The organism is Lactobacillus panisapium, from assembly GCF_019469265.1.
Taxonomy (GTDB): Bacteria; Bacillota; Bacilli; order Lactobacillales; family Lactobacillaceae; genus Lactobacillus; species Lactobacillus panisapium.
Window position 1 is genome coordinate 1,176,083 of sequence record NZ_CP048268.1, and the last position, 20,123, is coordinate 1,196,205.

19 protein-coding genes and 1 tRNA gene are annotated in these 20,123 nt (G+C 34.6%); 8 read left to right on the plus strand and 12 right to left on the minus strand.

Annotated features, from left to right (window positions below):
• Window positions 1-2 precede the first annotated feature (2 nt).
• The 3 genes from GYM71_RS05570 (at window position 3) to GYM71_RS05580 (ending at window position 2,183) form a co-directional block, all read left to right on the plus strand.
• Complete coding sequence (locus tag GYM71_RS05570; RefSeq protein WP_220219742.1) at window positions 3-587, plus strand: TetR/AcrR family transcriptional regulator; 585 nt, start codon at window positions 3-5, stop codon at window positions 585-587.
• A gap of 848 nt (window positions 588-1,435) precedes the next feature.
• Window positions 1,436-1,783, plus strand: a complete 348-nt coding sequence (locus tag GYM71_RS05575) for a helix-turn-helix domain-containing protein (protein ID WP_103751723.1) — start codon at window positions 1,436-1,438, stop codon at window positions 1,781-1,783.
• Complete coding sequence (locus GYM71_RS05580; RefSeq protein ID WP_220219743.1) at window positions 1,776-2,183, plus strand: ImmA/IrrE family metallo-endopeptidase; 408 nt, start codon at window positions 1,776-1,778, stop codon at window positions 2,181-2,183. The genes GYM71_RS05575 and GYM71_RS05580 overlap by 8 nt, the downstream gene beginning before the upstream one ends.
• Window positions 2,184-2,322: 139 nt before the next feature.
• Here the strand turns inward: GYM71_RS05580 and GYM71_RS05585 are convergent.
• From GYM71_RS05585 to GYM71_RS05595, 3 genes are all read right to left on the minus strand, one after another.
• Window positions 2,323-2,411 (minus strand) — tRNA-Ser (locus GYM71_RS05585).
• 93 nt (window positions 2,412-2,504) lie between these two features.
• Window positions 2,505-3,722 (minus strand): ABC transporter permease, encoded by a 1,218-nt coding sequence (locus GYM71_RS05590; RefSeq protein WP_244986854.1) that lies wholly within the window; start codon window positions 3,720-3,722, stop codon window positions 2,505-2,507.
• Window positions 3,715-4,611: an ABC transporter ATP-binding protein gene (locus tag GYM71_RS05595; RefSeq protein WP_220219745.1), complete on the minus strand. Its 897-nt coding sequence runs from the start codon at window positions 4,609-4,611 to the stop codon at window positions 3,715-3,717. The genes GYM71_RS05590 and GYM71_RS05595 overlap by 8 nt, the downstream gene beginning before the upstream one ends.
• A 286-nt stretch (window positions 4,612-4,897) precedes the next feature.
• Here GYM71_RS05595 and GYM71_RS05600 point away from each other — a divergent pair, with 286 nt between their 5' ends.
• Complete coding sequence (locus GYM71_RS05600) at window positions 4,898-5,503, plus strand: helix-turn-helix domain-containing protein (RefSeq protein WP_220219746.1); 606 nt, start codon at window positions 4,898-4,900, stop codon at window positions 5,501-5,503.
• A gap of 96 nt (window positions 5,504-5,599) precedes the next feature.
• On the opposite strand, the gene GYM71_RS05605 is transcribed toward GYM71_RS05600, so the two are convergent.
• Both GYM71_RS05605 and GYM71_RS05610 read right to left on the minus strand, forming a co-directional pair.
• Window positions 5,600-6,061 (minus strand): hypothetical protein, encoded by a 462-nt coding sequence (locus GYM71_RS05605; RefSeq protein WP_220219747.1) that lies wholly within the window; start codon window positions 6,059-6,061, stop codon window positions 5,600-5,602.
• A 194-nt stretch (window positions 6,062-6,255) separates the two neighbouring features.
• The gene (locus tag GYM71_RS05610; protein ID WP_220219748.1) at window positions 6,256-6,759 is read right to left on the minus strand and encodes a hypothetical protein; all 504 of its coding nucleotides are present in this window, start codon (window positions 6,757-6,759) and stop codon (window positions 6,256-6,258) included.
• 505 nt (window positions 6,760-7,264) lie between these two features.
• Between GYM71_RS05610 and GYM71_RS05615 the strand changes: the two genes are divergently transcribed.
• Complete coding sequence (locus GYM71_RS05615) at window positions 7,265-7,819, plus strand: phosphatase PAP2 family protein (protein WP_220221184.1); 555 nt, start codon at window positions 7,265-7,267, stop codon at window positions 7,817-7,819.
• 161 nt (window positions 7,820-7,980) lie between these two features.
• Here GYM71_RS05615 and GYM71_RS05620 read toward each other — a convergent pair whose 3' ends face one another.
• Both GYM71_RS05620 and GYM71_RS05625 read right to left on the minus strand, forming a co-directional pair.
• A complete protein-coding gene (locus GYM71_RS05620) occupies window positions 7,981-9,537 on the minus strand; it encodes an L-lactate permease (RefSeq protein WP_220219749.1) in 1,557 nt (518 codons plus the stop codon).
• Window positions 9,538-9,903: 366 nt separating this feature from the next.
• Entirely contained in the window at window positions 9,904-10,734 is an 831-nt protein-coding gene (locus GYM71_RS05625) for a DegV family protein (protein WP_220219750.1), read from the minus strand.
• Between the two features lie 244 nt (window positions 10,735-10,978).
• Here GYM71_RS05625 and eno point away from each other — a divergent pair, with 244 nt between their 5' ends.
• Both eno and GYM71_RS05635 read left to right on the plus strand, forming a co-directional pair.
• Window positions 10,979-12,265 carry a phosphopyruvate hydratase gene (gene eno, locus GYM71_RS05630; protein ID WP_103751734.1) on the plus strand — a complete coding sequence of 429 codons (1,287 nt, stop codon included), beginning with the start codon at window positions 10,979-10,981 and terminating at the stop codon, window positions 12,263-12,265.
• A gap of 111 nt (window positions 12,266-12,376) precedes the next feature.
• Window positions 12,377-12,919 carry an ASCH domain-containing protein gene (locus GYM71_RS05635; RefSeq protein WP_220219751.1) on the plus strand — a complete coding sequence of 181 codons (543 nt, stop codon included), beginning with the start codon at window positions 12,377-12,379 and terminating at the stop codon, window positions 12,917-12,919.
• A gap of 88 nt (window positions 12,920-13,007) precedes the next feature.
• Here GYM71_RS05635 and GYM71_RS05640 read toward each other — a convergent pair whose 3' ends face one another.
• Window positions 13,008-13,343, minus strand: a complete 336-nt coding sequence (locus GYM71_RS05640) for a YxeA family protein (RefSeq protein WP_244986802.1) — start codon at window positions 13,341-13,343, stop codon at window positions 13,008-13,010.
• 323 nt (window positions 13,344-13,666) lie between these two features.
• Here GYM71_RS05640 and GYM71_RS05645 point away from each other — a divergent pair, with 323 nt between their 5' ends.
• The gene (locus GYM71_RS05645) at window positions 13,667-15,940 is read left to right on the plus strand and encodes an HAD-IC family P-type ATPase (protein ID WP_220219753.1); all 2,274 of its coding nucleotides are present in this window, start codon (window positions 13,667-13,669) and stop codon (window positions 15,938-15,940) included.
• A 100-nt stretch (window positions 15,941-16,040) separates the two neighbouring features.
• Here GYM71_RS05645 and GYM71_RS05650 read toward each other — a convergent pair whose 3' ends face one another.
• The 4 genes from GYM71_RS05650 to GYM71_RS05665 all read right to left on the minus strand — a co-directional run bounded on the left by GYM71_RS05650 (window position 16,041) and on the right by GYM71_RS05665 (window position 19,949).
• On the minus strand, window positions 16,041-16,835 hold the full coding sequence (locus tag GYM71_RS05650) for a metal ABC transporter permease (protein WP_220219754.1): 795 nt from the start codon (window positions 16,833-16,835) through the stop codon (window positions 16,041-16,043).
• Window positions 16,835-17,482, minus strand: coding sequence for a metal ABC transporter ATP-binding protein (locus GYM71_RS05655; RefSeq protein ID WP_220219755.1), 648 nt, complete (start codon window positions 17,480-17,482; stop codon window positions 16,835-16,837). Before GYM71_RS05655 ends, GYM71_RS05650 begins: the two co-directional genes overlap by 1 nt.
• Before the next feature lie 239 nt (window positions 17,483-17,721).
• Window positions 17,722-18,981 (minus strand): MFS transporter, encoded by a 1,260-nt coding sequence (locus GYM71_RS05660; protein WP_220219756.1) that lies wholly within the window; start codon window positions 18,979-18,981, stop codon window positions 17,722-17,724.
• Between the two features lie 200 nt (window positions 18,982-19,181).
• The gene (locus GYM71_RS05665; protein WP_336511375.1) at window positions 19,182-19,949 is read right to left on the minus strand and encodes a sulfite exporter TauE/SafE family protein; all 768 of its coding nucleotides are present in this window, start codon (window positions 19,947-19,949) and stop codon (window positions 19,182-19,184) included.
• Between the last annotated feature and the right edge of the window lie 174 nt (window positions 19,950-20,123).

Genomic DNA, 20,123 nt, shown 5'->3' on the forward strand with positions numbered 1-20,123 from the left:
ACATGGCTGGTGATGTTGAACAAAGGATTTTGGCAGCTTTTTCACATTTATTAATTCAAAATGGATATCAAGGAACAACTACCAAAAAAATTGCTCAAGCCGCACAAGTTAATGAAAGTACCTTATTTAGACACTTTAAAGATAAGTATAGTATTTTGCAGCAACTTGTAGCCGAATATCGTCAAGATATTCAAACAGTCGGGGATAATTACCAGCTTGTTGGTGACATTGAAAAAGATATCATGAATTTTTCTGTAATCTACCAAGGTTTTATTGAACAACACTTAGCATTATTTTTGACCGGTATACGTGAATCACAGAAATTACCTGAACTAAAAAAAGTGATTAAAAGATTACTTGATTTAATCAGAAATATTCTAGAAGAAAAATTTGCGCAAATGCAAAATAATGGCGAAATTGCCCAGGACATTGACTTGAAAGTGGAAATTGATAATCTAATTCTACTTAACTTGGGTCAAGCCATTATGCAACATTCCTTTCCAGATTCGCTTTTTCAAATTCAACCACAGGAATTTGTACAAAACAACATTCGGACTTACGCAGACCATTTAAAACCAAAGAATTGAAGTCGTCATTAAACATATTTTCTTAAAATTACACCAAAGAACTTTAAAAAAGTGGTACGACCCCCAAAATTAGGACAATTTTGGAGGTCGTTTTTCAATGGCAAAATTATTTAAGTAAGTTAAAGCAAAATCTTCAACTTGGAACGAAATTATAGGGCTGGACCTGAAGAAAGTTATTGGCTAGCCAGAGACTTTAAAGAATGGTCATTCAAGTTGATATTACTTAAACATGAACTTAAAGCCGATGTTTAAGAGCACGTTCGCAAAAAACATATGACAAAGTAGTCCAGCAGGCCAACAATTACAAGTCAAATTAAAATACACGACTTCAATTGACTATCGAAATCGTGTATCAAGATTTGCTTATTATAAAATGTCGAACTGTTTGGTTGCACTTCATATTCAATAAAATATTCCTAATGTGTATTCATTATGGCTTGCTTCAATAAGGGCTAACCATTTTGACGTTACCCCATTAATATTTAGAATTTTCGCTCAACTTTTAATAGTGTGCGATAATCTACCCTTTCAACTTTTACTTCACTTTATAATTACAAGTTACTAGCTCCATAATTTATCGATATTCTTCACTTCCTCCATTCTACGTAAATAATTCCATCATTAAATCGCGTAATAAGATTGACTTATATTAGCGCAAACGCTAATATGAAGGCATAGTAAATAAATGCTATTGAACAGTATCCCCATACAATTGCAGTGGTCATTTATTTACTTAAAACCGTAAGTGATTTAATTGACAAATATATTATTACTCGTTTTCGCTAAATAGTCAACATAATAATAGTGAATTCGCTAATATTTTTGTCAGGGATAGGGAGATCCTTGATATGTGCACATTTGAAAGAATAAAGAAATTAGCCAAAAAGCATCATTTAACTCTAGCAAAAGTAAATGATTTAGCTGGTATAGGAACTAATTCAATTTATCGCTGGAAAAAGCAAACCCCAACAAGTAATAACTTGCAAAAAGTTGCTAATGTTTTACATACTTCAACCGATTATCTACTTGGTAATACAGATGATCCCTCCCCTATCAATACCAAGAATCGCCATGCGATTGATATTGAAAATGATGAAATATTATCCTATCGTGGCAGACCCATTCCTGATGATTATCTTAATATTATTAAAAATCTTATGGATTCAGATATTGAAAGAGGTAAACGACGTGAGTAATTTGATTGCCTGGCTATATAGTTATGCTTTTAAACACAAAATTGGTGTTTTACAAATATTTACCAAACCAGAATACAGTTCTTTGTCTGACAAAAGCAAGCGCTTGATTATTATCAATATTAATTGGAAAAATAAAAAAGAATTACCCTTCATAATTGGTCACGAAATTGGTCATATTTTAGCTGGAGAACCAGGTTTATCCAATTATTGTGGTACACCTTTAACGCCAAATGAACGGCGTGCAGATCTTTTCTCACTAAGTTTGATTTTTGAATATGCCTCAAACCAATATGACAGTTTTGATGAGCCAATTCAATTTATTGAGCAATATGGCATCCCAGATAGAATGCTAGCTGATACAGTTAATTTATATAAAAGAAATAGCCAACTAGTTTTTTAGTTGGGTGTTTATCTTGACGGCAGACATAAATCAAAAATGTGTGGAAATTAAATAGAATCTTTATGCCGTGCGTTTGCCGTGTAAAAAGACTAAAAAAGCTTGTAAGCAGATATGCTACAAGCTTTTTCTCTTAATTCTAAGGAGAGTACAGGATTTGAACCTGCGCGCCAAGGAAAACTTGGTTCGCCGGATTTCGAGTCCGGTGCATTACCACTCTGCCAACTCTCCACAACAATCATAATTATACATGATATTGGCAAAACTGCAAAATTAATTTTACAATTTTACTCAATTTGTTTTTATAATTGTTGTCCATTTTAGCTATGACTTCTTTAGTTTTTGCCAAAATGGCCTATTATCATTTTGTAACATTAACCGTTTATATGATTTACCAACAGAAAATACCAAGAAAACAATGCATCCAATTAAAATAAGCAGTGATACGGCACTCTCCCAATTAGTAGCCGTTTTAGTAATCAAGCGTAGAGGCATGATGAATGATGAGAATCCGGGAATGAATGATAAAACAATCATTCCCGGATTCTTTAGTGCACTGATATCACTAAATGCTATTCCAATAAACAGGACTAAATATAAGAAGTAACTAACAGGCTGTGTAGCTTTTGAGGTATCTTCAGTCCGCTTGACCACTGCTCCACAATAAGCAGCTAAAACAGTGAAAAGGACTATTCCCAATAAAAGATATACCAGTCTAATACCTAAAAGACTTTGAACAATGGCTTTAGCGTAAGCTAATAAATTAGTTTTCGCCATAAAAGAAGCGAATAGCGGTATATGCCTGATTATTACCAACCCAGAAGCTCCAATGATTAACCAAATCAATAATTGGAAAACTGCAAGCCCTAAAATACCAGTGATCTTTCCAGCAAAATATTTAACGGCAGAAATACTTGAAAAAATAACCTCAATTACCTTAGTTCCTTTATCAGCAGCAATTTCTTGTGCGGCAATATTCGTATAAATTCCAACGATAACAAACATAATTACAAATATAGTCGATAAAGAAAGATAAGGATTTTCACCAAGACTAGCAGACATTTTCTGCAAATGTTCACTTAGTACAGGAGCCAGATTAGACTGAGATAAGTTTAGTTTAGAATCTTTCTTGCTACGCTCATTTTGAAGTTGTTTCAGGTATTTTACTAACCTCTTTTTGAAACTTGGATCAATTTTCTTGGTACCAAAGTAGTCGGCTTGAATCCGACCATTGTTAACTTCGATATCCACATAACCGTCGATATCATCGTTTTGTAAGCTCTTTTTAGCAATTGAAACCGTCTTGATTGTGTCATCAACGTAATCTTTAGAATTAGCTTTTGCAAAAGGTTTACTTACGTTTGGGTTATTGCTGACAACAGCATAAGTGTCTTCCGTAGCCCCCAAACTATTACTAAGAAAATAAACAGTTCCAAATGTAACAGCTACAATTAAAAGTGGTCCTAAAATTAACATCACGAAAGACCATGATTTTACTTGTTTACAAAATGTGTGCCATGCAACAATCGCAAATTTACGCATTCTCTTCACTCGCTTTCATCCGAAAAATTTCATCTAAAGTTGGTGCCTGCTGCTGATATTCTTCAATATACTGACCCTTTGTCAAGGCTGTAAAGACTGCAGGACCGTTTTTTTCATCATCTATTCTTAATAAATAGCGATTATTTTTCCTCTGCTCAACAGTTTGAACATGCGGTAATTTAATTAGTTGCGCTAGTGGTGTAACTGTTTTGACGAGAATTTCATTTTTAGAAAACGAATTTCGAATTTCTTCAACCGGACCCTTTAAAACAGTCTGACCTTTTCGAAGCATCAAAAGTGAATCGCAAATTTCCTCAACATTTGCCATATCATGACTAGAAAAAATGATGATAGCTCCATTATTCTTGGCATCCAGAATTGCCGTTTTTAGTAATTCTGCATTAATCGGATCAAGCCCACTAAATGGCTCGTCCAAGATAATTAATTTTGGTTGATGAATTAAAGTACAGATCAATTGAACTTTTTGCTGATTGCCCTTTGATAAAGTCTTTATTTTATCAGATTTATTTCCATTGACTTCAAAGCGATCAAGCCAAGCATCGATTTTATTTAACACATCTTGCTTTTTCATCCCTTTAAGTTGAGCATAATAAACAATTTGTTCTTGAAGCGTCAACTTTTGCATTAAACTGCGCTCTTCAGGTAAATAACCGATCTGATCAAAGCAATCTTCATTTATCTCCTTATTTTTCCATGAAATTTTACCGTCATAGTTAATAAAGTTCAAAATACTGTGAAAAGTTGTAGTTTTACCAGCACCGTTTTGACCAATTAGACCTAAAATTTTATTAGGTTCAGCTACAAAACTAATATCATCTAGTGCGACCTTGTCACCATACTTTTTACTAAGATGTTCAATTTTTAGCATATCAAACCGCCTTTTTAATTTTTAATTCTTTTCATGATGATGATATTATTTTATAGCCAAAATCTTTCTTTACTCAAGCTAAGTTTATGAGACATTGGTAAACAAGCCATCATATCAAGCTTTAATTTAAAAATAAAAAGATGTGGAACTAATAAACGACGTTATAACGGCGTAAACGCTACCTAATTAAATTTCAAATGAAAAAAGCTCTGCTCCAAAATTAAATTGTTTTGAAAATGAATTAATGTTTAAATAATATTATTATATAGAAAAAGGGCTCAATAGAATGGAATTAGGTAAGCAAATCAAATTTTATCGTACTAAACAAGGTTTCACTCAGGAACAACTAGCCAATAAATTACTTGTATCAAGAAAAACAATTTCAAGCTGGGAAAATGATCGTAGTTCACCAGATCTTGAAACCTTATCCAGACTGAGTGTGATTTTTAATATTACTTTAGATGACTTTCTTCATCAAGATATTACTGAGATCAAAAATAGTAAAACAAAATATTACATTAGTTTATTGATATACATAATAGTGTTGATCTTAACTTTACTTTCTTATTTGAGATTTTTTGGTATTAAAACTATTATTCTTTATCCATCAATTATCAATATTGCATTTTCTATTATTTACTTGTTTTTATTCAATGATTGGGCTCGCTTTAAGCAAAAAAAGAAACTAATTTTATTACTAGTTTCTAGTTTTGCTTTCTTAATTTTTAACTCTGTAATTACAATATTTAACAGCTACTTATTTAACTCTTTTTCAAATTCACCTTCATATAACTTGGGAATTCTTTTAGGTGCACTAATAACAATTATTTCTATAACCAACGGATCAATAATTGTGATTAATTTTTACCAAAAGCTTCAAGATTTAAGTTAGATTTTTAAAACTACTAATTTTGTTTAAAGCTTTGCTAACATAAGTTTATAGCTGTCCCTTATTTATCTGACTGTTAAATTCGCATTAACATATTGTTTATTTAAACTTAAAACAATGTCTAATAAATATTTTTTGGAAAACTACACCTAACGCAATTGCCACGATACTAAGCAAAGCTATTAACCACAAATTCAGCTTAATTTTGACTAAAGACTGGATTAATTCTATTACCGCTATTAAGAAAACCATTCCTCTTAAACCAGAAATAACTAAACTACAATGTTCGATTTGTGTTGTAAATTTACCATTATTAATACATTTTTTTAGTAAATACTGGTAGTCAAAAAGATCAATTAAAACCGTGATTAAAAGGATTATTGCTACCAAGCCACGTTTAAAATCATTTTTTTGAAAAAATAATATATTAGGAAAACACAAAAACACAATTGCAACTGGTAACAGAACTCCTCTCTTTAAAGCTAGATCCGGATCTGCCCATTTTTTTATGTGGTGAAAAATATCTTTTAACGCTTCGAGAACTGTTTCTTGTTTTTTCATCCTCTAATTTCTCCTATTTAAACCTTTAACATCGTAATATCCTATGATCAAAGTTAGTACTTTTTCAAGCTAAGTTTCTAAGACAGGCATTAGACTTTGATTTATAATGCCGTACAGAAATCGCCTGATAAATTTTTTAAAAAGTGAATCATCATTTGATGCAAGAAAATTTAAGCAAAGACAAACAATTGCTATTAACATTCTTGTTGCAATTTTCGACATATCTTCATTAAAAAACAAATTTGAAGTGCATCTCCTATTAAACCAGTTATTATTGAAAATATTAGTACCGGTCGAAGACGAAATTTCATTTTGGTATAAGTACAAATTAACAATATAATGGTCGTGGAAATTAGGCCCATCCTTATAAAAGTATTAATTAGAATCCAGCTTTTCATTGAATTACTGATATTATTAGACTTATTTTTTTGAATGATAGCATGTTGATAGTAAAAACCAGTCCATATTTCTGCAACCACGTCAAAAGCAAAAAGTGGCCCCATAACATTTGCAGCTTCAGTACCATCGTAATTAAAATTTAAATCTTGCACTAGCATTAAAATACAGTACAATAAGCAAAAATCAAGTTTTAAATAAGCATTTTTTAGTCCTGATCGATCTAAACTTTCTTTTTTCCATTTAGAAATATGATGGTGGATATCAATTAGGCTTTCTATAATCCCGTTTTCTTTCTTCATTTTTGTTCCTTCTATGTATTGGATTGTTATAAAATCCATCCTTAAACAAGTAGATTAAAAGAAATAACTCCATTTGATTTACAAACTACTATAAGAATCGATCGTATTTTTCTAAGAACTAAACAAGAACAAATTCGAGTAATATGGTAAAATTTCCTTGTTTTTTTCATCCTCTAATTTCTCCTATTTAGACTTGTAAGATTGTAATATTTTATGATTAAAGCTAGTATTTTTTCAAGCTAAGTTTCTAAGACATGCATTAGAACTTGATTTATTAAGCTATACAGAATTCGTTTGCTAAATTTTTTCAAGTTAAATTGCTCAGCATTTTAACTGAACCAATGACAAGTTGACGAGCAAAAGCATTGATTATTAGCAATTTCCTTAAGTTTTACTCAAGAGTGACCTTTAAAGTATATTGAAACCTTAGTAACTGGTAAAATACAGTCGAATAAAGTTTGATAGGTAGGGATTTATCTTGTATTTAAATATCTGGATTGCAGTTATGTCCGCTCTAATACTGGTGCTACTTATTTTTAACATTAGAAATTCACGTCGATTTAACCTGTTTGACCATTGGCTCCACCACAAATTAGTTAGGCGACATGATGGTTTTAGTTGGCAAATAATCGCTTTTATTAATGACCCAAAACTTTTAGTAGTTTGGGATATTTTTTTGGCTAGTTTCTTAATTAACGAGCAAAAGGATTTAGCCGCACTTTGGGTTTTATTTACCCTTGGCTTTACCGATTTAAGCGGGCTACTATTAAAAAAATGGATGCACCGTAAGAGGCCACTCATGCACTCTAGTCTTGAAGACGGCTATAGCTTTCCTAGTGGCCATGTTTTAGGAACTACTATTATGGTCTTAATTATTTGGGAACTTTTTGGAACAAAATTTGGTAATGGCCTAATAATTACACTAGCCGTCATTTGGATAATGGTAGTGATATCAAGGATTAGTTTAAAAGCGCATTATCCATCTGATGTCATCGGTGCTACTTCTTTAGCCATCTTATGCTTTACCTTGTCGCAGCATATTTTTATTTTTCTACTCTAAGAAATTCAACTAATTAAACTAAAACAAAGTAGTCACTGCTTTTATTAAGGCAGTGTTTTTATAAGCAAAAAGGACTAATTTCAAAATGAAATTAGTCCTTCTTTACTTGCAATAACAGATAGCTATTATACAAAATAAAGTCAATATGTCATTGAACTTCTTTATAACATGTAGAGTATCTTACCAAGTACAAAAACAATCACACACAGTACCAATGTATACATTACACAATATGGAAGAGCCTTTTTCAAAAGTATGCCTTCTTGACCTTCAAGCTTAGTGGCGCCAGTTGCAATAGCAATACTTTGTGGTGAAATCATTTTACCAGCAGTTGCACCAGCCATATTAGCAGCTGCTAGCCAATAAGGGTTAACACTCAACGCGTTAGCTGCCTGTACTTGTAAAGCTCCGAATAATACGTTGGCAGAAGTATCACTACCAGTAATAAAGATGCCTAGAACACCAATGATTGGCGAAATTACCGGGTAAAAAGGTCCAGTTAATTTAACCAAGCTGATTGCGATTGTAGCAATCATTCCACTATAACCCATTACTTTTGACAAACCTACAATAGCACAAACGGTTACAATAGTTTTAGTCAGTTGTTTAATCGTGTCAAAAAGCACTGAAAGCATTTGTTTTAATGATAACCCTTGAATTGCGCCACCAATAAAACTTGATAATAGAATTAGAGTACCGGGAGATGATAGCCAGTCTATATCAACTGGTTTAGCACCAAGGCCATTGTAGAAGTGAAAACTTGTTTTGACATTAGCTAAAGCATCCTTGATTGATGGAAACAGTGAAGAGGTAAAAATAATTAAGACAAATACCAAAATAAATGGTAGCCAAGCTTTAATTTTATCTCCAGTTGTTTTAGTATCGGTGTCAGTATCAGTATCGGGCTGTGGTGTTGCTTCCTGCTCTTTATTAGCATATAGTCTAGTGATGAAAACTAAAGATAAAATACAAATAATCGCGCCTACAATTGATGGTAATTCTGGCCCCATATATTTAGTAATGAAAATTTGTGGAACCGCAAAGGTAAAACCGGCCATAAACGTCGAGAAAAGTACGCCATTTCCTTTAAAAGATTTCAGGCCTTTCCCAGATGTAAGCAGTACTAAAACGAACGGAATGATCATAATCAAAAAGAACAATTGGATAGCTACGAAATAAGATAATTCTGTAGATCCAAGCCCCGTAACCTTTGCCAAAGTTGTAATTGGTAAACCTACAGCACCAAAAGCAGTTGGAGCCGTATTGGCAATTAGACACACAACTGCAGCTTTAAGTGGGTTCATTCCCAAAATAATTAAAATACTTGCTGGAATGGCAACCGAAGTACCAAAGCCTGCAACTGCTTCTAAAAAGCCACCTAAGCCCCAAGCAAGAATCAATACCAAAATCCTCATATCTTTTGTGATCGAAGTAAGCATCGACATGATAGTATCAAGTCCGCCTGATTTTTTACTAATATTGTAAATAAAAAGAGCCGATATGATTACATAAATGATAGGCCAAATTGCCATCATAATGCCATCCATACCAGCAGTAATACTATTTATAAACGAAAAGTTAAAACCCAAAACGCTAAGCACAATTGCGCCAACAAATCCAATTGCACATGCAACGTCTCCACGTACATGAAAAACACCCAAAGATATGATTAACCAAACTATGGGAATAAGGGCAATAACTGTTTTAACTAAATCCATTCTAATTCCTCCGTTTACTCACTCAAAAAAATGAATAAGATAATTCCTTCAAAATTCAAAAAAACTACACGAAAAAGTATTATTCGTTTCCTAAGAGACAAATAACGAATTAAAATGTAAATTATTACCCATACGATATTTTAGCACGTTAAAAAGTAGATTTAAACATGATTTGACAGTTTATTGTAATCGATTTCAGCAAACCGTGTAATTTAAGTCTGAAACAGCACAAAAAAGAGATTAACTCTGCAAAAAAGTTAATCTCATAATGAATAATTCGTAATTTATAAGTATCACTTCAATAAGATTTTTTAACTAAAAAAGTAGTTCACATTATCATGTTGAACTGCTTTTTGCTGTTAAAAATTAAAGGTCATCAAAGCCAATCATCAGACTGCCCTCTTCAGCATAAAAGGAACATAATCCGCGCATCGATCGAATAATAATATCAGCTTGCGGATAAAGAGAAAGGATCTTTTGCTTTAAGGTTTCTGCGTCCTTCTCATTTCTGCACTGATCAATAATTACTCGTCCACCACGGTATTTGCGCTCTTCCATTAATTTTAGAACTTCTTTAAATGCTCGTTTCATTCCCCGCACTTTTGAAATGGGCTCAAGCTTGCCTTCATTACTGGCTGTTCCTACCACGTCAATATTTAACATTTTGGCAACCTTGGCCACCGCAATATTGACCCGACCATTTAACGCTAAATTATGTAATGATTGCAAAATAACCAGCAGATGAGTGTGCGTTTTATATTGCGAAATTTTTTGTTCGATGTCTACAAATCTTGTTTTACTATTAACTAGACGCTCAATTTCTTCCCTTATAATTGAAATTTCTGGGCCAGCTGTTCGGGAATCAACCACGATTACCTTGCTGCCCGGATTATCTTTTTCATAAATTTGTTTTGCCTGGTAAGCTGATGAGAAACTTCCACTTAAGCCACTAGTAATTGTCAACATAATAGCTCGTTTACTGCCTTCAAGAGCTTTGAGCCATTCATCAATGCTTGGACAAGAGGTTCTTCCTTCTTCTGTGTTTGTTTCCATGCTACTTAAAAAGTCATCCATATCAAGATCTTCATTATCAAGGAAATCTTTACCTGCAATTGTAACTGTTAAAGGAACAACTGTTAACTTTTCACTAGCACGATCATTAGAGCCAGAATCAATTATTAATTTTACTTCTTCCATAAAAAAGCATCCTTATATAGAAAATAAACCATTCAAACTTAAAAATGTATAGCTAAATGATAAAGCAAATTACTTAAAAAAGCGACAAAATCTTTTTAAATTTTTTTAACACTAGAAATCGTTTACAAATGTTTACATAATCACAAAGTTAGGCTAAAATTTGTTCTGTAGAGATGGAGCCCTTGCTCCTCTTAATGTATGTACTAGACGTTAGTACAGCATTTATTATTTAGGAGGTTTTTAGATGTTAAAATCAGTCATTGAAAATGTTCATGCACTGGAAATCTATGATTCACGTGGTAACCCAACTGTAGAAGCTTTTGTTACTCTTTCAAACGGTGTCGTAGGTAAGGCTGAAGTTCCATCAGGTGCTTCAACTGGTGAAAACGAAGCAGTTGAATTACGTGATGGCGGCGACCGTGTTGGTGGTAAAGGTGTTTCTAAAGCAGTTAACAATGTTAATACTAAGATTGCTGAAGCTTTAAAGGGATTAGACCCACACGACCAAGCTAATATCGACCGTGTTATGATCGAATTAGATGGTACACCAAACAAGGCTGAACTTGGTGCTAATGCCATTTTAGGTGTGTCAATGGCTACTGCTGATGCAGCTGCTAAAGACAGTCACCAACCTTTGTACAGATACCTTGGCGGTACTGACCTTGAAATGCCACAAACTTTCCACAACGTTATTAACGGTGGTGAGCACGCAGACAACGGTATTGATGTACAGGAATTCATGATTACCCCAGTTAAGAAGACTTCATTCCGTGATGGTTTTGAAAAGATTGTTAACACTTACCACACTTTGAAGAAAGTTCTTGAAGACATGGGTTACGAAACTGGCCTCGGTGACGAAGGTGGTTTTGCTCCTAACATGAAGAACTCTGAAGAAGCTTTACAAGCTTTACACGATGCTATCGTTAAAGCTGGTTACAAGCCTGGTGAAGACATTGCCATTGCTTGTGACTGTGCTGCTTCATACTTCTACAACAAAGAAGACGGCAAGTACCACTTCGAAGGTAAGGTATTTGACGATGAACAATTAGCAGAATACTACGACAAGTTGCTTGATGAGTTCCCAGAATTGATTTCAATTGAAGACCCATACGATGAAAACGATGTTGATGGTATGATCAAATTCACTCAAAGCCATAAAGACAGAATTCAAATTGTGTTAGATGACTTCATTTGTACTAATCCTAAGCTTTTAACTAAAGCTATCAAGGAAGGTGCTGGTAACGCATCATTAATCAAATTGAACCAAATCGGTACTGTTACTGAAACTTTGGAAACTATCCGTCTTTCACGTAAGAATGGCTACAACACCATGATTTCTCACCGTTCAGGTGAAACTGGTGACACATTCATCGCTGACTTTGCTGTTGCTGTTAACGGTGGTCAACTTAAGACTGGTGCCCCAGCTCGTTCAGAACGTGTTGAAAAGTACAACCGTTTACTTGAAATCGAAGAAGAACTCGGTGAAGGTGAACGTTTAGCTACATTCCCAGACAGCGTTGACAAGGATTAATTAATTTTAATTCAATAAAAAGCCTGCAGTGTTGCAGGCTTTTTATGTACCCAATTTTGTTTTTGCAAGTGTTATAATTTATAAAAATAAAAGTTTTAACGGTTAATATCTATGAAAAAAATAAGTGATTTTTATGATCCCCAGTTACCAACACTACTAATGTCGATTCATCCAGAATACGTCAACCAGATCTTACAAGGAACTAAAATTATTGAGTACCGCAAAAGATTTTTTAAGGAAAAATTTCAGGCCTTTGTTTACACAACTGGTGCCCAGGGAGGCATTCAGTTATTTTTGACTTGCGCCCCGGCGATTCGTGACGATGCTCAAGTCTTAGCAAAGATTGGTCAGAGAATCCAACATGATGATTTTAATGAGATTTATGATTACTTCCTTCCCAAAAATACGGGCTGTATCCTCCCTATTCTTGCAACTACTTCAATAAAGAAAGTTGCATTGTCAAAAATAAGACAAATATTACCGTCAATTGCGATTCCGCAAAGTTACCTCTTTTTGGATGCTTCTGATAAATTAATCTTGCTCAATTTCCTATTAAAGCAAGATGCAATTAAACACAAAACTAATCAGTGGGAACACCATTTTGCTAATATTGCTAATATCAAAAAAGAACCAACCGACATTAGACTATTTTAACCTAGCAAAAAAAGAGTCCGGCTTATTAAGCTAAATTCCATAGCAGACAGCTTTTGATGGCGCTAGTTTAACAGCAGGACTTTTTTTGTTATTCAGCTCTTTTCTTGGCTGCCAAAAATTCTTTTTTACTAATATACTCAATTGAGCGCACGTATTGGCCCTTATGATCAATAGCAATGTATTTTTCGTTAGGTGAATATCCGCCAACGTACTTAATTTTATAAGGTAGTAATTTCCCATTTTTTGGATTGAAAGATTGGACAGAATAATATTTTTGCGTATTTTGCGGAACCTCCGCATAGCTGATTGTTTCCGTAATCAATGGATTGAACCTATCGGAAATTGAATTATGAAAAACAAACGGCACACACAGCAAAAGGACAATTGCTGTGACAATGATAATCTTCAATTTTTTACTTGTCATATTTATTCTCCTCATTCGTTAACTATTAAAACTGGTCTAAACTATTGCCTTCTCAATGGTATTTATTCACTTAACCGTTTAAAAACTAATAAATAGGAAAAAACTTTTCATCAGTTTTAAAAGCCAGTACAAAGATAACTTTAGATATAGATTAATAGTATGCGGTTACTTTTAAAATACAAATCGCCTTATCTTAAAATAACTTTAAAAAGTCGAAATTTATTTAGAATAATTGGAAACGTTACCTCAGCTTATTAGCTAGAAATAACTGTGTAATTATGCTAATTTAGACTATGAATTAATAAAGGTAAGGAAGGAAAATTATGTCTGAAAAAAATAGTGGCTTGACTCAAGCCCAAGCAGATAAGCTCCTCAAACAAAATGGGTTAAATGAAGTTCCTGAACCACAATTTAACTTTTTCAAAGAATTTTTATCTAAGCTATGGAACTTGTCAGCCTGGATTTTGGAAGCTGCCTTAATTCTAGAATGTATTCTAGGTAAATGGATTCAATCATTATTTGTTTTGTTAATGCTTTTGTTTGCAGCATGGAATGGTGCTTCTAAGAAAAAGCAATCCCGCCGCGTTTTAAACAATATTTCACATAAACTGACACCTAAAGTTTCAGTTGAGCGTGATGGTAAATGGCAAAATATTGATTCAAAGTATTTAGTAACTGGTGATTTAATCAGCATTCAGGCTGGTGATGTTTTAGCAGCTGACGTTAAAATTATTAGTGGCCAAGTTTCATTTGACGAGAGTTCAATTACTGGTGAAGCTAAAACTGTTAGAAAAGAGCAAGACGACACTGGCTTTGCCGGTACAACAGTGATTGAGGGTAACGGTTTAGCTATCGTAACTGCCACCGGTGCCAATTCCCGTTCTGGTAAAACAATTAACCTGATCAATAATTCTGCTGCCCCCGGTCACTTACAACAATTACTTACTAAAATTATCTATTATCTTTGTATATTAGATGGTATCTTAACACTAGTTATTGTCATTGCCTCCTTCTTCAAGGGTGGCGATTTGAATAACTTAATTAACATGTTGCCATTCTTGGCTATGATGTTTATTGCATCAATTCCTGTGGCAATGCCATCCACTTTTGCCCTCTCAAACTCGTTTGAAGCAACTCGGTTGAGTAAAGAAGGCGTATTAACTTCTGATTTAACGGGAATTCAAGACGCAGCCAATTTGAACTTATTATTACTTGATAAAACGGGAACAATAACCGAAAACAAAACGGCTGTTTCTAACTGGACCAATTTTAGTAATCTAGACGATAAAACCGTTTTAGAGCTTGCTTCTGCAGCTACAGATCAAAGAAATAAAAAAATTATTGACAATGCAATCGATGATTATGTCTCTAAATTAGGTTTAACTATTAGGACAAGCGACAATTTTACTCCCTTTACATCTGGCACAGGTTATTCAATGGCCGAAATTGATAGCCATAACGTTAAACTTGGTTCTTTTAAGCAGCTGTCCCTAATCGACAAAGCTGCCAATGACAAGATTAAGGAAATTGACTTTGGCGCCGGTCGTTCGGTAGCCCTTTTAATTGATGACAAATTAGCTGGCGTTTTTATTCTTCAAGATCAAGTACGGTCTGATTCCAAACAAGCATTGGCAGAATTGAAAAAGCGCGGCGTTTTACCAATTATGTTAACTGGTGATAACCAAAAAACAGCCGAAGCTGTAGCTCGCGAGGTCGACCTTAAAGGAGAAGTCATTTCGATTCACGACTTTAATGATCAAACTGATACTAGCAAATTAGCCGGTATTGCGGATGTTTTACCAGAAGATAAGTTAAAAATGGTGAAATTTTTCCAACAAAAAGGCTATATTGTCGGTATGACTGGTGATGGTGTCAATGACTCCCCTGCTCTGCGTCAAGCAGAAGTTGGTATCGCTGTATCAAATGCAGCCGATGTTGCTAAACGTTCTGGTAAGATGGTTTTACTTAACGATGGTCTCACTTCAATTGTCAAAATTTTAGATGCTGGTCACCGGGTTTATCAACGAATGACTACCTGGTCATTAACTAAATTAGCCAGAACCGCTCAATTAACAATGCTATTAACCTTTGGCTATCTTTTCTTTGACTATATCCCAATGGCACTAAACGCAATGGTCATTTACACCATCATGAATAATATGGTGACGATGATGATTGGAACCGACAGAACGCATATTACTTATCAGCCTGAAAATTGGAACATGGCCAAATTAGCTAAAATAGCCTTTTCGCTAGCTTCTGGCTGGACGATAGTTGGTATTATCGCTATTGCTTACCTTAATACTCATGGTTGGAGCCACGGAACAATTTCAACGATGGTCTATGTCTACCTTGTTTTAAGTGCAATGTTTATTATTATGATTACCAGAACAAAACGTTATTTCTGGCAAGACTACCCTTCAAAAGCGGTAGGACTAACTCAATTAGGAGATATTATCTTAACGATCATCTTGGCAATATTCGGAATTGCAATGACTAAGATTAGTTGGATGAATTTACTGTTAGTCTTTATCGTGGCACTACTTGCCGCAATCGTAATTGATTTGTTCTACCAACCGATTATGAAAAATAGATAACTTTTACAATACTGCTAAAGCTGGATCCCTTCATCTAGGGATCCAGTTTTTTGGTTTAATTAATTATCATTGAATCAATATCTCTTATTTAAAAAAATACTTAGATTCTTTTAGCAAGATGTATTAAATAAGTCAAGAGATAAAGCATAACCTCAATTGTTGCAATAAAAAAGGTTACGGGCCAATTAGTAATAAAGCCCAAGATGAGCCCCAACCATACACCAACTAAAGCGACGCAAACGGAAATGATAATCATTGCTGGAATTGTTTTTCCTAAATAGCAGGCAGTTGCAGGTGGTAACGTAAGCAAGATAAAAACCAATAAAGAACCGACTATTTGTGAACCGATGGCTACCGAGATAGCCAGTGCAAACAAGAAAACGAGACTGACCAAGCTCGTATGAACATTATGAGCAAGTGCACCAATGTGATCAAATGAATCAAAATTTAGATTTTTTTGGAATAATAAGATCAGTAGTAAAACAATCAGCGATAGAAGAACTAATTCTGTTACGCCTTGCCTATCAACACCAATAATATTTCCAAATAAGATATTTGTAGCATAACTGCTATTAGAACCAGAAATAGCTAAAAATAGGACCCCTAGCCCGACAAAAAGCGCCGAAACAGCACTAATTGAAGATTCCTTTTGTTCACTGTGCACTGATAACTCACCAACACTTAGCGAGCCCAAAACTGTAAATAACAGCATCCCCCATAATGGCGCAATCCCCAAATAAATAGCGAAAGCCGCACCAGCAAAGCCAATTTCTGACAATGTATGAGCGAGAAAAGCATAACTGCGTGCAATTACATAGACCCCAACAACGCCACAAGTAATCGCAATGAAGGTACTTGCTAAGAAGGCGTAGCGCATAAAATCATATTGAAACATTATTCAAAAGTCTCCTTAAAATCCTTCATTTTTCCCTGAGTAATCTTACCGTCATTGAGGTAGAGATAATTATTCATATACTTTTTAGTTAAGGGAATATCATGTGATACGAATAAAACTGTCATTTGATATTTTTCATTTAAGTGCTTAATTAAGTCCATTAGTTCATTTTTGGCGACCGGATCAAGGCTGGCCGTAGCTTCATCTAGAATAATCATATTTGGTTGGTCTAGTAATGTTTGTGCCAGATATGCTCGTTGTTTCTGACCGCCTGAAGCCTCCCCCATTCGAACTGACTGAATATCCTGTAAATGCATTTGCTCTATTTGCCAGTTAAGCGCATTTTTAACCCTGGCTGTTTTAAAAAAGGGGGTATTTAAGGCAATAAAAGAGCGAATTGAAAGTGGGTATTCTTTATCAATATTCCTAAACTGTGGCGTATAGCCTAGTTTGACATTCGACGAAAACTGAAATTTACCACTTGTCGGGGGAAGCATTCCCATTAAGATTTTGATTAGCGTCGTTTTCCCTGTCCCATTTGGTCCAATTAAAGCAGTAGTTGAACCATCTTTAAGAGAGAAACTGATATTTTTAAAAATAGTTTTGTGGTTGAACTTTAATGTTAGGTTACTTACTTTAAGCGCCATTTGAATGAGCCTCCATTTCTAATAAAAATAGGACTAAGCAAACTGTCTGCCTAGTCCTATCTCTGAGTTTTTAGATGTAACCTTTACCTAGTTTGACTTTTAACAATTTTTTTGCGATTTAGTATTTATAAAATTATTCGTTGAATTGTTAACTAGCAAGATCAAGTTTATAAAAAGCTAATCAGTGAGATTCTCCATGCTTAATTTCTTATTTGATTGATTAGCTTAGGAAATTTTTCTTATCTTTCGTCACTACCGTAGCGTTCTTTCGTAATTTCATCCAAAGATTTTCCGCGAGTAGCAGGTGTCCAAATAGTTCCAATCGCTAAAGAAATGATTAGGAATACAATCATTAAGCTACCTGCTGCTTTAAATCCCATCCCGGTAAGAATAGCCGGAAAAATGATTGACCAGATGCCAGCACTGCCACGAACAGCAAAGAACATAAAGCCTTGAGCACCTGCACGATATTTAGTCGGAAACAATTCCGTAGCCCACAAAGCGTACCAGGCTTGAGCACCTATTCCCGCAGAAATACCCCAGAGAACAACAAAGGTTATCAGTGCCGGCCAGCCCATACCGATATAAGTTAAAATAATCCAGGAAATTAAGGCCATTGCCGCACCAGTAAAGAAGAATACCCGATGATTCCATTTATCACCGTTAAGTGCAAAACCAAAGTAACCGGATAAAGCAGTAAATGCCCATAATAATGCTTGTAAAATGTTTGCCTGCATATTGCTTAAATTACCGACTGTTTCATAAACATACGGCATAAAGAAGCCCATTGCTCCAGAAACTAAATTCCAGAACAAGTAAACTCCAATTAAAAATAGAATTGATTTTACACTCACGCTATTTGAAAATAGGTCCTTGTATGGATGGGGTTTTTCACCACTTTCTTGTTCATGCTTCTTTTGCTCCAGCCATTGTTCTGATTCGTCCAGTCTTTTTTGAAGAAGCCAGGCAATAAAAGCAATGACTGTTAAAAGCAAGAACAAAATGCGGTTACCATTAACACCTAATGGTGAAAGTAATGTACCACAAACAAAAATAACTACTGGTCCTAGCGACCAAACAAACTGGGAGATACCAATATTTTTTGCTCGATTATTATCAGCAGAAGTTTCTGAGATATACGTCCAGGATGCTGGCACACCAGCACCTACAGCTATCCCATTAATTAAAAAACCAGTCAATAACATTGGAAAATTGACCGAACACGCAATAATAATCGTCCCCAGCATGTAAACGAGCATATCATATGTATAAATAATTTTTCTACCATATTTATCTGATAGGTGCCCGCCAATTAATGCTCCAATTGCTGCACCAAAGGCATTGGCGCTAAGTGCCCCAAGCCAGCCTACTTGTAGACTGTTCAATTTCAAATATTTTGTCCAAAGTGTTAGCCCGCTAGCTCCGGCAACAATACTTCCTGAATCAAGGAAGTTAGTCAGAGACACTGCCCAAGTCGAGCTATTACTTTTACTTGTCATAATTTACGCCTCTTATTTCTAATTATGCTATTGAGAAGGATCCTTAACTCATATCTTACATCTATATTTATACTCGCTATTGTAATCGCTTACAATAACATAGAAGTGGAGATTTAGTAACATATTGATAGGTCGTAAATTTGGTAAAATATGAGTAATAGTATTTAACAAGGTTCGCACCTGCCACCAATAACCCATTTTTAGACTATATAAGCGCTATAAAATAGCCAACTAGCTAGAATAATTGAAAAACCGAAGGTAATCCAAGCAACCAATCTTAGCGATAAAAATCTAATACTATATTGTCCAAGATAGCCGCCAATAAAAAACCCTATTGCCAGCAAGATTGCCATTTTCCAATTAACGCTAGCCCCAAAAATAAAAATAAGCAGAGCAACTAAATTGGCTATAGCGCCAACAATGTCTTTCATAGCATTTATGGTAAAAAATTCATCGTCAGATAAGTAATTAATACATATTAAATGTAAAACGCCCGCTGCTGCACCAAAATAGCCTGAATAGATTCCACCTAAAAACAAACCCACATATGCAGCAACTATTCCCTTCCTGCTTTTTCTCTTATGTTTATTCTTTTTAGCTTTTTTACCACCTGAAAGCATTAAACCAAGTGAAGAGAATAAAACTAAAAAAGGAACAACTTTTTCAAAGACTTTACCGGGAAATGCGATTAATAGCAGGCCACCAATAACAGCACCAGACAAGAGAAACAAACAATATTTGCCAAATTCTAGCCAATGTCCCTTCATCTTTTTAGCTGAAGCAAGCAATACTCCAGGACCGGTAAAAATCAGTGCCGCTGTATTTGTAATATTGGCAGCAACTGGTGAACAGCCGGCAATTAACAAAGCAGGATAAGATACTAAAGACGCCATGCTAGCCACGGCCGAGACAATGCCCGCTAAAATTCCTGCAAAAATTAAAAACGCTGCTTCACTAATTAAAAACACTAATATCACCTATCCAATATCTAATTATCAACATGGCTTTAAATAAAACTCAAGATTTGCCATCATGGCCATACACCAACATGTAAGAATTTTGACAGCTAGCATACCTAACCCTGATATTGATATTTATACACTCTAATGTAAGGGGTCACAATGACAAAATTTGTGACTTGA

Excerpts from the sequence above, each read along its gene's own strand:
- GYM71_RS05640 (WP_244986802.1), bottom strand. The coding sequence starts at position 13,343 with ATGACAAGTAAAAAATTGAAGATTATCATTGTCACAGCAATTGTCCTT.
- GYM71_RS05610 (WP_220219748.1), bottom strand. The coding sequence starts at position 6,759 with ATGAAGAAAGAAAACGGGATTATAGAAAGCCTAATTGATATCCACCAT.
- eno (WP_103751734.1), top strand. The coding sequence starts at position 10,979 with ATGTTAAAATCAGTCATTGAAAATGTTCATGCACTGGAAATCTATGAT.
- GYM71_RS05650 (WP_220219754.1), bottom strand. The coding sequence starts at position 16,835 with ATGTTTCAATATGATTTTATGCGCTACGCCTTCTTAGCAAGTACCTTC.
- GYM71_RS05620 (WP_220219749.1), bottom strand. The coding sequence starts at position 9,537 with ATGGATTTAGTTAAAACAGTTATTGCCCTTATTCCCATAGTTTGGTTA.
- GYM71_RS05635 (WP_220219751.1), top strand. The coding sequence starts at position 12,377 with ATGAAAAAAATAAGTGATTTTTATGATCCCCAGTTACCAACACTACTA.
- GYM71_RS05605 (WP_220219747.1), bottom strand. The coding sequence starts at position 6,061 with ATGAAAAAACAAGAAACAGTTCTCGAAGCGTTAAAAGATATTTTTCAC.
- GYM71_RS05570 (WP_220219742.1), top strand. The coding sequence starts at position 3 with ATGGCTGGTGATGTTGAACAAAGGATTTTGGCAGCTTTTTCACATTTA.
- GYM71_RS05625 (WP_220219750.1), bottom strand. The coding sequence starts at position 10,734 with ATGGAAGAAGTAAAATTAATAATTGATTCTGGCTCTAATGATCGTGCT.
- GYM71_RS05655 (WP_220219755.1), bottom strand. The coding sequence starts at position 17,482 with ATGGCGCTTAAAGTAAGTAACCTAACATTAAAGTTCAACCACAAAACT.
- GYM71_RS05615 (WP_220221184.1), top strand. The coding sequence starts at position 7,265 with ATGTCCGCTCTAATACTGGTGCTACTTATTTTTAACATTAGAAATTCA.
- GYM71_RS05590 (WP_244986854.1), bottom strand. The coding sequence starts at position 3,722 with ATGCGTAAATTTGCGATTGTTGCATGGCACACATTTTGTAAACAAGTA.
- GYM71_RS05600 (WP_220219746.1), top strand. The coding sequence starts at position 4,898 with ATGGAATTAGGTAAGCAAATCAAATTTTATCGTACTAAACAAGGTTTC.
- GYM71_RS05645 (WP_220219753.1), top strand. The coding sequence starts at position 13,667 with ATGTCTGAAAAAAATAGTGGCTTGACTCAAGCCCAAGCAGATAAGCTC.
- GYM71_RS05575 (WP_103751723.1), top strand. The coding sequence starts at position 1,436 with ATGTGCACATTTGAAAGAATAAAGAAATTAGCCAAAAAGCATCATTTA.
- GYM71_RS05595 (WP_220219745.1), bottom strand. The coding sequence starts at position 4,611 with ATGCTAAAAATTGAACATCTTAGTAAAAAGTATGGTGACAAGGTCGCA.
- GYM71_RS05660 (WP_220219756.1), bottom strand. The coding sequence starts at position 18,981 with ATGACAAGTAAAAGTAATAGCTCGACTTGGGCAGTGTCTCTGACTAAC.